The organism is Pseudomonas sp. JAI111 (assembly GCF_024809425.1).
In the GTDB taxonomy this organism is placed as follows: Bacteria; Pseudomonadota; Gammaproteobacteria; order Pseudomonadales; family Pseudomonadaceae; genus Aquipseudomonas.
Genome location: NZ_JANUCB010000010.1, coordinates 77358 through 90699 on the forward strand (window position 1 = coordinate 77358; position 13342 = coordinate 90699).

At 51.0% G+C, this 13342-nt stretch carries 14 protein-coding genes; 11 read left to right on the forward strand and 3 right to left on the reverse strand.

The genetic code is table 11. From position 1 onward, the window contains the following. The first annotated feature begins 26 nt into the window (after nucleotides 1-26). The 8 genes from HNR03_RS25710 to HNR03_RS25745 all read left to right on the forward strand — a co-directional run bounded on the left by HNR03_RS25710 (nucleotide 27) and on the right by HNR03_RS25745 (nucleotide 6563). Nucleotides 27-188, forward strand: a complete 162-nt coding sequence (locus HNR03_RS25710) for a hypothetical protein (RefSeq protein ID WP_252882638.1) — start codon at nucleotides 27-29, stop codon at nucleotides 186-188. Continuing rightward, nucleotides 185-469 carry a hypothetical protein gene (locus HNR03_RS25715; protein WP_259156672.1) on the forward strand — a complete coding sequence of 95 codons (285 nt, stop codon included), beginning with the start codon at nucleotides 185-187 and terminating at the stop codon, nucleotides 467-469. The genes HNR03_RS25710 and HNR03_RS25715 overlap by 4 nt, the downstream gene beginning before the upstream one ends. Continuing rightward, entirely contained in the window at nucleotides 466-738 is a 273-nt protein-coding gene (locus tag HNR03_RS25720) for a DUF3077 domain-containing protein (protein WP_259156673.1), read from the forward strand. Before HNR03_RS25715 ends, HNR03_RS25720 begins: the two co-directional genes overlap by 4 nt. Further along, nucleotides 735-3641, forward strand: coding sequence for a DUF927 domain-containing protein (locus tag HNR03_RS25725; protein WP_259156676.1), 2907 nt, complete (start codon nucleotides 735-737; stop codon nucleotides 3639-3641). The genes HNR03_RS25720 and HNR03_RS25725 overlap by 4 nt, the downstream gene beginning before the upstream one ends. A gap of 89 nt (nucleotides 3642-3730) precedes the next feature. After that, nucleotides 3731-4594: a hypothetical protein gene (locus tag HNR03_RS25730; RefSeq protein WP_259156678.1), complete on the forward strand. Its 864-nt coding sequence runs from the start codon at nucleotides 3731-3733 to the stop codon at nucleotides 4592-4594. Nucleotides 4595-4648: 54 nt separating this feature from the next. Beyond that, nucleotides 4649-4837 (forward strand): hypothetical protein, encoded by a 189-nt coding sequence (locus HNR03_RS25735; protein WP_259156681.1) that lies wholly within the window; start codon nucleotides 4649-4651, stop codon nucleotides 4835-4837. A 64-nt stretch (nucleotides 4838-4901) separates the two neighbouring features. Beyond that, nucleotides 4902-5267, forward strand: coding sequence for a histone-like nucleoid-structuring protein, MvaT/MvaU family (locus HNR03_RS25740; RefSeq protein WP_259156683.1), 366 nt, complete (start codon nucleotides 4902-4904; stop codon nucleotides 5265-5267). A 675-nt stretch (nucleotides 5268-5942) separates the two neighbouring features. Then, nucleotides 5943-6563 carry an abortive infection system antitoxin AbiGi family protein gene (locus HNR03_RS25745; protein WP_161807459.1) on the forward strand — a complete coding sequence of 207 codons (621 nt, stop codon included), beginning with the start codon at nucleotides 5943-5945 and terminating at the stop codon, nucleotides 6561-6563. Nucleotides 6564-7120: 557 nt separating this feature from the next. On the opposite strand, the gene HNR03_RS25750 is transcribed toward HNR03_RS25745, so the two are convergent. The 3 genes from HNR03_RS25750 to HNR03_RS25760 all read right to left on the reverse strand — a co-directional run bounded on the left by HNR03_RS25750 (nucleotide 7121) and on the right by HNR03_RS25760 (nucleotide 10484). After that, nucleotides 7121-8779, reverse strand: a complete 1659-nt coding sequence (locus tag HNR03_RS25750) for a hypothetical protein (RefSeq protein ID WP_259156687.1) — start codon at nucleotides 8777-8779, stop codon at nucleotides 7121-7123. Nucleotides 8780-9223: 444 nt separating this feature from the next. Next, nucleotides 9224-9640 carry a hypothetical protein gene (locus HNR03_RS25755; protein ID WP_059403154.1) on the reverse strand — a complete coding sequence of 139 codons (417 nt, stop codon included), beginning with the start codon at nucleotides 9638-9640 and terminating at the stop codon, nucleotides 9224-9226. Then, complete coding sequence (locus HNR03_RS25760; RefSeq protein ID WP_259156693.1) at nucleotides 9618-10484, reverse strand: hypothetical protein; 867 nt, start codon at nucleotides 10482-10484, stop codon at nucleotides 9618-9620. The genes HNR03_RS25755 and HNR03_RS25760 overlap by 23 nt, the downstream gene beginning before the upstream one ends. A gap of 450 nt (nucleotides 10485-10934) precedes the next feature. Between HNR03_RS25760 and HNR03_RS25765 the strand changes: the two genes are divergently transcribed. The 3 genes from HNR03_RS25765 to HNR03_RS25775 all read left to right on the forward strand — a co-directional run bounded on the left by HNR03_RS25765 (nucleotide 10935) and on the right by HNR03_RS25775 (nucleotide 13176). Then, nucleotides 10935-11489, forward strand: coding sequence for a Panacea domain-containing protein (locus HNR03_RS25765; protein ID WP_259156695.1), 555 nt, complete (start codon nucleotides 10935-10937; stop codon nucleotides 11487-11489). A gap of 1 nt (nucleotide 11490) precedes the next feature. Continuing rightward, nucleotides 11491-11907, forward strand: a complete 417-nt coding sequence (locus HNR03_RS25770; protein WP_259156696.1) for a hypothetical protein — start codon at nucleotides 11491-11493, stop codon at nucleotides 11905-11907. Between the two features lie 852 nt (nucleotides 11908-12759). Then, on the forward strand, nucleotides 12760-13176 hold the full coding sequence (locus HNR03_RS25775; protein ID WP_259156697.1) for a hypothetical protein: 417 nt from the start codon (nucleotides 12760-12762) through the stop codon (nucleotides 13174-13176). Nucleotides 13177-13342 lie beyond the last annotated feature (166 nt).

Genomic DNA, 13342 nt, shown 5'->3' on the forward strand with positions numbered 1-13342 from the left:
TTCCTCAGTACAAGGAGCCTTCACAAATGCAACACGCCCTCAATCCGTCCAAAATTCGCGCCGCTGCACACCGTGCAATGGCTCTCGCCGCTTTACACGCCAATTCCAGCCTCGCTACACGCCTCTCCCGTTACAACGCTCACATGGCCAAAGCCCGCGCACTCGAAACCGCAGGCGGTGCCCAATGAACAACGCTTTGAGTTTCGCCCTGCCCGAAGACCTGCTCTGCGTGAGTCCGACCGTAGAAGCCGGTGTGCCAATCGACGCCATCACCTGCGCCATTGCTCGTGCCGACTCGGTTCTGACGCTGCTTGAAGAACACTTCGAAAACGACTCCTCGCGCCTCGCTAATCATGTCATCGCTGCCGTCCTCTGGGACGTGCGCGGCACTCTTGGTTTGATTAAAACACTGACCTTGCACGGCGACTCCACCTCGATGCCCGCCGCGCAGAAAGGCGGTGCGCTATGAACACCTCCACCACACTCGGGCATGCCACCTTCACGCGCGCGAACGCCTCCGATTTGAAGTTGTTCCGGGTCAATGCCGGAGTACCGGTCGAGGATGCACTGGAGATGGTTTCCCTGCTGCAGCATCACGCCAACCAACTCAACTTCGACGCCGCCATGAGCGACAGCGGTGAGCGTTTCAGTTGGCCTGCTCTGTACCTAGGCGAAATGGCCAAAGCGCTGATCGACGACATCAACGACGCACTGTTTCTGCCGAGGGCTGACACATGAGCCAGCGCCCGAACAGCAACACGAAACGTCCAAGCTTTGCCGACGTGAAAGCCGCCGCGCTGAAAGACATTGATCGTGTCTTGTCGCACTGGCTGCCCAACGGCAAGCGCGTCGACGGTGGCAAGGAATACACCGCTCCTAACCCTACTCGCAGTGACAAGCGTGCCGGTTCGCTCAAGATCAACTTGAGCAAAGGCACCTGGGCCGACTTCGCCACCGGCGACAAGGGCGGCGACCTGATTGATTTGGTGCGCTATTTGGACGGCGGCACCGACGTCGAGGCCTGCAACAAATTGGCAGACCTGCTTAATGTTGCGCCCGGCACCGCCAAGGCGAAGATCGCGCCTGCCAATAAGAAAGCCCCTGAGTGGATTGCCATTCAGCCGATCCCAGCGGAGGCTATGAACAAGTGCCCTGCCAAGCATCGGCAGCACGGCGCACCGTCCAAGGTGTGGATCTACCGTGACACACAAGGCCAACCGCTTATGGCGCTCTACCGCTTCGACCTCACGCCCGATGATGACGGCAAGCCGAAGAAGGTATTTGCACCACTTACATGGTGCGAGCGCCCCGATGGCCAAACCAAGCAATGGCGCTGGCAGGGTCTGCCAGATCCGCGTCCATTGTTGCGCCTTGATGAACTGGCCCAGCGCGGTGACGCACCGGTGGTTCTGTGCGAAGGCGAGAAAGCTGCCGATGCCGCCGCCGAATTGCTGCCCAACCACGTGGCCACATGCTGGCCGAACGGCTCCAACTCTTGGCACAAAGCCGACCTGACACAGCTCGAAGGTCGCGACGTATTGTTGTGGCCAGACAATGACGTTAGCGGCACAGCATGCATGGAAACCGTGGCAGACAGGCTGCGCGAGATCGGTGCCGCGTCGGTGCGGGTCGTCGCACTGGAGATGTTCAAGCGCAAGCCGACGCTTAAGAATGGCCGCGCCGATTTCGCCAAAGGTGGTCAATGGGACGACGGCGACGATGCCGCCGATGCAATCGCCAAAGGCTGGACCGCCGCCCACTTCGTCGCGCTGGAAAGCAGCGGTGAACTGTTCGCTGTGATCGAGGAAAAAACGGTTGTTGCACACGTTGAACCAGAACCCGAACAGAAGCCTAAAGCAGCGCCCAAGCGCCCGACCAAATCGAAAAACGACCTAATGCCGGGAGGCTTTCGCCTGACGTCCGAAGGCGTGTTTTATGCCGGTGACGACGGCGAGGCGCGTCCGGTCTGCTCACCTCTGGCGATCCTCGCTCGTACGCGTGATGACAAGGGCCAGAACTGGGGTCTGCTGGTCGAGTTCGACGATCCAGACGGCACCAAAAAACGCTGGAACATTCCGGCACGCACGATGACTGGCGACTTCGGCAAGGACGTGCTTGGGCCGCTGGTAGACATGGGCCTGCGCCTCGCCGGTAGCCGCTCGGGACGCAACGCACGCAATGACTTGCAGAGTTATCTCGGCGGATTTGACAGCGCGGAACGTGCACGTCTTGTAACCCGCTTGGGGTGGCACGACAACGCCTTTCTGTTGCCCGAGCAGCAGGTTGGCACGCACAGCGAACATCTGCACTTCTATGACGCCGGTGCACAGCTTCCACCGATCAGCGAAGCGGGCACGCTCGAACAATGGCAACAGCAGATCGGCGCATTGTGCGTTGGCAATCATCGCCTAGCGTTCGTCGTCGGGGTGGCCTTCGCGGGTCCGCTACTACACATGCTTGGCCATGAGTCGGGCGGCTTCCACCTGTACGGCGACAGCTCCGGCGGCAAGACCACTCACCTGCAAGTTGCCACCTCGATCTATGGCGGACCGCGCTTGGTGCGTTCGTGGCGCTCGACTGACAACGCGCTGGAGTCCATCGCTGCCGCGCATTCTGATGGCCTCCTGGTACTGGATGAAATCGGCATGTGCGATCCGCGCATCATTGGCGAAACGGTCTACATGCTCGGCAACGGCACCGGGAAGGCTCGCGCCAATGACCGAGGCCAAGCAGGCCGACAGGTACAAGAGTGGCGCCTGCTGTTCCTCTCCACAGGCGAGAAGACCTTGGCCCAGCACATGGCCGAAGCCAACAAGGAACTGAAAGCGGGCATGGAGGTGCGCATGCTCGCCGTTCCGGCCGATGCCAGCAAAGGCCTCGGCATGTTCGACACGCTCAACGGTTTCGAGGATGCGGCAGCGCTCTCCGATGCGCTCAAAGCCCGCGTAGCGAAATACTACGGCACCCCGCTCACTGCATTTCTGACGGCGCTGTGCGAGCCCGCCAAACGCCACGGCTGGGCGGTCATCCTGCGCCGCACGCTGGAAGGCTTTATTGCCAAATCGCTTCCTGCATCCGCGAGTGGGCAGGCTCACCGTGCCGCCGCTCGTTTCGGTCTCGCGGCAGCCGCAGGCGAGCTGGCCACCGCGATGGGTATCACCGGCTGGCCGGACGGGACCGCCACCACGGCCGCTCGCGTGTGCCTGAGTGCTTGGCTAAACGAACGTGGCGGCGCCGGTAATTTCGAGGGCGATGCAATATCGACGAGGCTGCGACAGTTCATCGAGCGCTTCGGCGAAAGCCGCTTCACCCGCTGGGAATCGACTGCAGCCAAGATCGACGAACACGGCCCACGCACGATCGACCGCCTCGGCTTTCGCAAGACGCTGGAGCACGGCATGGGCGACACCCTGCACACCACAAATACCTACTACGTGCTGACCGAGGCTTGGCGCTCGGAGATCTTCCGGGGCATGAACCTTACCGCAGTAAACAAGGAACTCTTGCAACGCGGTGTGCTGGAGCCGAGCAGCGACGGCAAGGCATCAAGCCTGGTGCGATTGCCCGGCTTAGGCCAACAGCGCTGCTACATCGTGAAAGCAATTCCGGGAACGGATGACAGCGAGGCTCGGGCTGCCTGAGGGCATCTCAGCTGATCGAGGTAACGCCGGCTCACTCCCGGCCTCGCCAGCCAAATCAACGTAATCAAAACTCATCAAGGACCATGAACATGAAAATGAATGAATTGAAACAGCAACGAGCCGCTCTGGTCGCTGAGCGCGACACCATCGAAAACAGTATTCCTGTTCTGGAGGCCGAGTGGCGCAACGCCCCCAGCAACTACAGCCCGAACGGCAACATGATAGGAAGCCCTGAGGGGCGTGAAGCTATGGAGCGACTATCATCTGCCAACAGCCGCTTACGAGGCATCCCATCCGAAATTGAACGTATCGATAAGAAGATCGCGTACTTAGAACGCATGGAGCAGGTCGACGAGATCAAATCGCAGTCGATCCAGACCATGTCCGAAACTGCTGCTGAGGTCGAAGCGTTGGAACGGACACAGTCGCACTTGAATGAGCGCCTTCTGACGATTCGGACGGATGCGGAGCAATCCCTGGAAAAAGCGCAGCAAGCAGAAAGAGACGCTGCAAGTCTGTATGCCAGAAGTCTCGCCAGTGGCGACAGCGAAGGCGAAAAAGCTGCCAACGGCGAAATTCAGAAGGCAGCCAAGCAACTCGCAACCACAGATGAGCACGTTAGAAGGCAGGAGCTCATCCTCGTAGCTTTACAGGCGGAACTCGACTCCCTCGAAATGCAAATCTCAAACGCCAGGCAGCGAGCAGACGACGCCAAAAAAGCAGCCCTCAGTGCAGTAGGGCTTACGCTAGACGAAGAGTGGAACGCCGTTACAAATCAACTGATTGCTATAGGTGCACGGATACTTGCCGTGAGCTACCAAAAGGGGAGCTCGGGATACGGTTTCTCCAAGCTGGATGTACCTCGATTCGGCCCTTTTCATTCGAACCTTGGTGATTCAGAACTGGCCGCTGCGGCCCGTAGTATTACTTTAGAGGATCTGCTGGCAGCGTGAACCCGAAATAGCCCGCCGAAGCGGGCCGTTTAGAATCGCATGGAAGAAAAAATCATGACTACTCCAATACAAAGCAGTGCTAGCTGGACTGACACTTTAAAGGCGCGCAAAAGTCATTTGATCGCGCTGATGAAAGTTGTGGATATCAACACCGGAAAGATCTCTAAGGTTCAGGCACTAACGGTCAACTTGATCAAGAACGAAATGAACCTCATCGAAAACCAGTTAAAAGGTCGAAGTTAGCCTGAACTCTATGCTGTAATGCTATTCAGATAGATATCTTCAACAAATAAATTAGGAAGTGCTAATGTCAAAACTTGCCGAATACCGTCAGCTTGAAAAACATCTGGCCGAACAGCTCCATGCGTTGGAAACACTGAAGAACGACGGAGCCCTGAAAAAAGAGATCGAGTTTGAAACCAAGCTCCGTGAATTGCTCGCCCAGTACGGCTTCAGTCTCAAGCACATCGTCAACCTACTAGACCCACAGAGCAGAGCACGCGGCCAAGCGCATGCTCAAACGCCAGGCACGCGTAAACCTCGAAAGCTGAAGACGTATAAGAACCCGCAGACTGGTGAAGTGGTTGAAACCAAAGGTGGCAATCACAAGACCCTGAAAGAGTGGAAAACCCAACACGGTTCCGACGTGGTTGAAAGCTGGCTGAAAAAGTAAGATCGCTGCACCTGAAAAAGGGCCTAGATGGGCCCTTTTTTGTCATTTTAGTATTCTTGATTTACCTAAACATCACTGTCGTGCCGGAAAGCAGCACTATGGGGCTCCGCCGCATGACCACACCTGCCGCAGCACCACCTAACATTCCGCTAATGACGCTACCGCCCTCGATGTATTTGATCTTTTCATAGGCTTCTGTTTTGCTTGCTGCCCAGATTTCTCAAGCCTTCTTATAGGAAGCGCCCCCTACGCATGACTGGCACAACCTGGAGGTTGACCCGGGGCACAGTACGGCTGATACCATCTTTTCACGAACGCCTTCTATCGACCCATAGCTGTCATTGGTGATTGGTAGGGATCCACCTACGCAGCCACTCGCGGAGTGCATCGAACAACCAAAGGGCGTCAGTTTATTTTGAGCAGGGGTAGGATTGTGTGCGATTCTCTACGAGGTTAGCCTTGTGCATCGAGCACATGATGCGCTCAAGCGGTCGCGAGACTAGAGCGTTAATATTTTTAAAAAGAATTTAGATATTCATTTATTTTATTGGAACTTGTTTTATGGCGCTCAGCTCTAGCTCATTAATTCATTTGACTGATAGTCGGGCGGCTCTCGACGGAATACTCTCGGATAACTTTCGAATAAAATACTGCAGGGAACGCATATGGTGGGGCATGAAAAGCATGACACTTCACGTCCCCATGGTAAGTTTCTGTGATATCCCTCTATCTCAGATCAAAGATCACCTTTCGCGTTATGGCTCTTATGGTATTGGGCTGACCAGAGAGTGGGCAGTCAAAAAAGGCTTAAATCCGGTTCTTTATGTACAACGACGATCTAATCTTGCACATAGTTATGAGCATGCCATCACGCACTATGAGCAAGATGATGCTGACGATGATGATGCTATTGCGGCCTTCAATAGGATTGCGGATATTGCTAGATATACAAAAAACTACGAAGAGATATTGGAGCGCAAGGGTGAGTCTTACGGAATGTACCGATTTTCGGACGAGCGAGAGTGGAGGTATGTCCCTGAAATTGGTAGTTCCTGCGAGATGTATTATGCCGAAAAAGACATTACCGAAGAAACTCTAATAACAGCAAGTGAAAGTGTAAAGGATTACCGGCTAGACTTTGATGCCGATGATATAAAGTACATTATAATAGCTAGTGAAGACGAACTTCCTAGCTTTTTAGATAGTCTGCGTGACCTCCGAAGGTTTTCATCTCGCGAGGTAGAGAGGATTACTGCTAGAGTGTTAACTGCTGAGCAGATTAAAAGTGATTTTTGAAGTTTTTATGAGCTTGTAGCCCCTTCGTTTTTGATGGTGGGATTGCTGGCTTCCCATATTTTTTGTTTGGCCTAGAGAGTTTTTTTGGAGCAGGGCTGATAAATGCTGTCTGTGTAGGCCCCTGAGGCTCCGTGGAAGCTGAGCCTATCGACTGATATCTGGGCTGTCCAGCGAGCGCTTTTGGCCGGTTCCGGCCTTCCAGAACGACTGTTTCTGGCCGGTAGCAAGCCTTTCGTGACAGGCTGCTACCGGCCAATAGCTGACGTCTACTTCAGGCTGAATTTGACTCAATTGAACATTCGATATTTGACAAGCCTAGCGTCGCTCATTTCAACATGCGCATCACATCTCGGAATAAATACCGTTTAAATGAACAGCATTATTAATTCCGAGCCTTCCACACACAAACAACCCAATGTCGCAATTATCGACATAGTCTGCCAACTAAATTCCCTTCCAGTGCACACCAGCCATATCGCACTTAAGCCCCTCACCCCAAAAAACTACACATCTGCCAATACAATCAGAGCGCACCATCAAGGGCCGACTACAGCTATTCAGCAGCTAATATCATCAGGATGAATTTTAAAAATATTTTCAAACAAACGACTTGTTTTATCCTTTATTACTCCAGAATCTTCTCGCTCTGTAAGCCAAGAGAACTCATATTTAAATTCCCCCTGCCCAGTTACCCACTGGCTACTCAAGTTATATACAAGGTTCGCAGCGTAAAATGCGTTGAACGTCTTTTTTATATTAGCTTCAGTTTTTCCAGGAATCATACGTGGTAAAATCGTCTGCTCTTCAGAATGATCACTATACAATGATAAATTTCTCAACCAGATATCTTGATACTTCCTAAACTCCTCTCCAAACGTAAAATGTTTTCCTGCCCAACAGAAAAATTCTGGAGCCTCAAGCTTATCCAAGTTAAAAGTTATAAAATGCGAGAAGAGGACACGAATGGCAATACTTTCTGGATCATAATCAAAACTGTCTTGCTGCCTTAATAGCTCTTGGATTGAGCCTCTATCTTTTTTCCATGTAGATATCAAAGTAGGTATTTCATATGGATGCTCGAGGCCACTGCTATGCGTCAGTATTTGCGCCACCTCGAGGTATTCTTTTTTGCTGTAATCCTTAATATGAAATTTTAAGTGAGAGTTTTCTTTCACAGCCCTGCAAAGTGCTAGAAACCGATAATTACAATCGGCAACACTAATGAAATCCTTCATGCAAGTTACTGCCTTTGGGAAACCTTCAGAAGGATTAAGTGATATATCACAAACAAGAAGATACAGCGCAACAAGAGGACTATCGATTAGCTTAGGCGCCTCACTATTTGTTAACTGTAGAAACAACTTGAACGCCTCACCATATACTCCTTGTAGGTAACCCTCTTTTTCAATTTGCTCGAACGTTATCTTATTTTCGGTTACAGCTGACAGAAACTGTAGCTGAATGAACCTAGCCTGACCTTCAATGATATCAAACCCTCGAATAGGATATAGCTTTATAGGGGAGCCATAGAAAAAACCGCTAAGTTTGGCGACCTTGTTACTCTCAAAATCGTCGTGCCAATCGTCAGGATTAGGAAGAAACTCCGACTCAGGATCAAACATACTTTTTAGGATGTTTAATGTAGCATTGTATGCAACGTTGAAAGCATGAGCCTTTGACTCAAAATAATTTAAAGTCGCTATCTGTTTAATGCCCGAAGCATTCATGATTAGCGATCTGTAAAACGCTATATCCAACGTATTGTTTGTTACGGTGTTAGCATGTGCAATGTCTGGATCCGTATGATCTTTGCCTCTGCGCATCTCCGATTCAGCCCACGCCATGAGTGGCTTTTTGGCTTTCTTCGATTTTGCGAGGTGTTGCAGCGCTTCCATATTATTATGCGTTTGCGCGGGATAACCCATACTCAACATAAAGCCTATGGTCGAGCCAATGAATTGCCACCAGTGAACGGTTTCGTGGAGATATGTCGAAAAAGCTTGAAACTCTTCCCAAGTTATATCCCCGTTCTTTTTTTTAGTGACACTATCGACCAGCTTGTGTACTGAATAACTCAATCTAAGAACATATTGCGTGGGATGATATAACCCCAAAGCATCAAGACAAGAAGCAAGGCCAGGCTGTGATGCCTCAATTTGACTAAATGTGTCTAATAGTGGGTGAGAGAGTTTTGCATGGCCGTCATCACTGAGCATAATCAGTCCTCAACGCGGTGTTAAAACGATAAATAGAGGAGGTTTGCTGCCGCAAGCAAATGCGACAAAATTCTTGATTAAAATCATTGTCTGGTCGATACAAGCTAAGCTCGAATTGAGTACAAAGTCAAATACACCCCGACCGCAACCCTTAACGAACAAAGTTTATCGATGCGATAAAATAAGTTTTATACTTTAACCGAATACTCAGATGAAGCATTCGCCTGTGCGCCGAGCACAGACGCTCACGGTCGGATGCTATTTGTCGGACATCATCGCCCATAAGTAACAATAGCAAACTTGGTGCGCTCCACCGGAGGAGTTTAAGATGAGGACTACATCCTTAGCCTCATACTCCTTGCCACTCTGCTCGTTACAAAAAAACTCGGACACCCACGTTAAGTGAAATCCGTCAGCAATGTTTTTCTATAAAACTTTTCAGACTTATGTTTGCGCTTCAAGGACTCTCGCCGCCACGCCATCTTTGAAGTGAAAGTAACTGGCAAGCCCAAACACAATAAATTGCGCAAATCCCAGCTTCAAGGTTGGCTGCGCAATCATCCCAAAATAGAACAACAAGGACACCGCTACCATGAAGAAGCGTTTGGAAGCATACCAGGCCAGAAACCTGTCATCGGTAGTACGGTGCTTGATGGCCGACCTCGTCATTTTTACTGCTACCTGTCCAAAAATTATGCAAGACCCCAGCGACCAATCAGCTGAAAGCACAATTTCCTGCCATGTGTAAGCATACAGCTTAATGAGTACCAGCATCGTGAAGGGAATCACGATGAAAAGGTACTCGGACATAAGTTCGGCTAAAATAGCCTTCCGGTCTCTAGAGGAGAGGTCTGGGTTCATGCTGAAGCCCCACATCTCGATGGATGTCAATCACCCTTTTAATTTTCGCACTGGATATGAAAGGCTTACCTTTCCCCGCGGGCGGCGTGTAAATCTCGTAGGCAACTTCAGCCTCCATAACATCTTTTGGGCCGATAGGTTTTATCAGCCCATCCTGATACCCTTCTAGCCAGCCGAGATCAGAAATATTGGCATTGTATCGACTCCCAGTGCTGACACTTAACATGGCCCATGCCCCCTTGCCTATATTGACAGGAGCCCTCACATAAAGTTTATCGACACCAATATGGCTTTCCTTTGTTCCCAAAAACATATCTTTGGGATTAGCATTGAAACGCCAATGCGTGTTGATCGGAGTTACGCAGTGAGCTTCAGTCAGGGTAGCCGTAGCACTCTCTTCTGGAAGCAATCGTTTGTTGGCTTCCGAAAGCTTACTCAAAGCCACTGCCAAAGCTTTTCGATCGATCATTGGATCCACTGTTTGCCCAAAATCAAACTGGCTCAAGTGAGTTTCGAGCTTAGCCGCCAAGAGGTCTACGTCTTCTTCTGTGCTGGTTGAGTCGATTTCAGAAAGTTCGCCCGCTAATTTCACACCGGCATCAAAAACAGCATCTTCTACCCACGTTCTTACCTTCCCTGGAACGGACTTCAGCAAACTCGCTATCGATCCCGTCTCGACATTTTCCAATCGAAGCTCAAAGTCGTCTGTTGCGCCAACGCTCGTTGCAATAACTTGCCCGAGTGCCTGGTAAGCTTCTATGTAGCTGCTCATGGCCTGGAATATTTCGGCAGGTCTGCGACGTTCCTTGGCAAAATCGATCTTGATCTTCAGCGTCTCGTGCATTGCGACCTACTTCCATGAATGATTAATAGCACTAGGGCTACCTGAAAACTCTCTTCTGCACGATCAGTAGACGCGCTAAACGGTCTGAACGATCTGAACGATCTGATTAGAGCCTCGCACCTCCTGAACCAGAAGGTCGCTGATTCTAATTCCAATGATGGCAAAATGTCTTCGTCTTCTAAGATGCATGGCGTACTGATGTCCTAGCGTCGCCTCACAAAATACTGTTCATCCAAACAGTACCCCAGATATGGGTATCTGGCAAATCCACTGTCCACAGATGTACTCAGCCTTTGCTACTACAAACCAGACTGCCTTCGAATCTCTAGGCCTGGCTCGGCCTTAGTCGTTCAGCCTGCGATAACCGTGTCGCAAGCGTGCAAGCTCATTGCCGTGCCAATGGTCGAGTGCTGTAGAGCTGAGATCTCGCATTGAGCTATCCTGACACCTATGCTAATCAACCATGAACGTGAAAAGCTGATCGAAGCGGTCAAGTTTTTTGCGCAAAACACGCGAAAGCTGGGAAAGACAAAGCTTTTTAAGCTCCTGTATTTCTTAGACTTTACGCATTTTAGAGATACTGGCCGGCCAGTCACCGGGCTGGAGTATTTTGCGTGGCCTATGGGGCCTGTACCCACCGAACTATTTGAGGAACTCAGGCGCCCAGAGCAAGACTGGGATGGAAACTGCTCGTTCGAGTTCCTATCTACGGCGAAAGGTCAGATGCTTCGAGTTGAGGCTTTGAGCGAATTTGATTCGTCTCACTTTACGAAGCGTGAGCTTCGCATCATGCATAGTTTGGCAGATCAATTTAAAAATTCTGACGCGGAGCAAATGGTGGAGGAAACTCACCTCGAAAACCTGCCGTGGCATCAAATCTACGAGGTTCAGGGGCGAAAGCAAGAGAACATCCCGTACCGGATGGCTGTACGCAGGCAGGAGGAGGACGCCGTTATGAGGCTTGCCGCCGATCGAGCAGAGTTGGTCGCCACACTAAGGAAATGATGTGACCCCAGGAACAGTATATCTCCATAAAGATTTCTTGTTTGCTGATGGCACAACCAAAGACAAGTACTTGGTTGTGCTGGGTAACTTGAAAAATGGAATTGTTCTGGTGGCCAAAACCACATCGCAAGGGCATCACTACCGAAATGACTTCGGATGTCAAAGTGCCAACAGATTTGCTGCTTTCTTCTTTCCTGCTAACTCCACTTGCTTCCAGAAAAATACTTGGGTCTGCCTGAGTGATTTTTATGAGATCAGCGAGAATAAACTGACACAGGGGTTAGCGACCGGCGATGTTTTCAGGATCGGTCATCTTGGAAATACGTTCACGCGGGACGTGCAGTTTTGCGCTAAGGGATCGGATGACATTAGCGAGGCGCAAGAGTCTATGATCGACGGCAGTTTGGCTCCAAGGTGAGCCCCCTCCTGTACGAACCTGCTTTGGCACGATCCTATTGAGAGTCTTCTTTTGGCCGAAAGCAGTCTGTTGCAACTGCCTGCAAATCGCTGACACAACTGACGACCTGGTGCCAGACGATAACCGACGGCTAACCATCACCACTAGGCTGTCATGCAGTTGGTGCGCCCTGCCTTCAGCCTCCTAGGCATGGCCTCGCCTTTCTCATTATTATTCATTTGAAACTGTTACACGACGGGACTCAGTTACACGCTTAAAAAATATGAGCCAAATTGGTGTAACGCCAATAATACCCAATAAATACAATCACTTAGCTATAGTTGTTACATCAGTTACACGAGTTACACCGCATTTTGAACAGATACGAGCCCCGCTCCCCGGTAGCATCAATCCCTCCAGCGAACTGGAAGTGCATCTTCCGCGGTCTGCCGGGGGACCCTGAGGTTTTCATTGAGACACGGGGTCGGAAACCCGCCGGATCTTTTTAGCGGGAGAACTCCCAGCTTAGTGAACAGGTGAACCCGGTGAACTCCTGTTCACCTGTGCATTTGCCCTAGTAAACAGCCGGTCTCAGGCTACCTTTACCGATACAGTAACGATGCCCTTTTTTCTTCAAGATCCTTTCAATTTCAACGCTGATATTTCAGTAAGCTGGGGCGCCTGCTGCTAACCAGATCACGCGGGTTTCCGACCCCGTACCTGATCAAATGTCACAGGGGCCCCCGGCGTTTTCGGTAGCCCTTGCACTCACTATGGAAATGGCTGCATTCTCGGGACTATCTGCACTGCAAACGGCTGCACGGTCAGCAGCTTGAGTGCATCCGCCTACCAACAGCTAACAGGGATGTATCGATGGGACCCGTTATCGCTTTCTTGCCCGTGCACGCAGACGAAATTCATATCAGGTCGACGCTTCATTTTGCGATTGAGGAAGCGAAGAAAAGCCAAAATCGGCTAACGGTTTACGTGAATGTTAAGAGCAGCAGTTCCTTCCTTGAAGGAGTCTTCGGTCGCGAAGATCTCAGCCGGCTGCATCGGAACCAATCCGTAATGATGAATGGAGTGAAGATCACTCTAGAGTCCAAGGCTACTCTTGCCCCCCACACCGCTCACGATGTGATCCTTGCCATCCATGCATCACCAACACTTTGTGCTGGAATTGACGGCATCAAAGAAAGGGGTTCATTTATACTGGTGGCCGATAAAGCAGACGTGCCGGACGAGTGGGTCAACTCGCACCAGGTCAGGTTGCTTAAGGCGGAGGAATGACTCAGTAGCTACAAGCTTGTATCCCTGCTTGTATCCCTAACCGCCGGATATCGCTGCAAGCCTTGTATTATATGGAACCCGACAGTCTCCCTCGGGCACCAAAATTAAGAAAGGTCTTGCTTAGCAAGGCCTTTTTTTCGCCTACAGAAAAGTGACCGTCACCCCA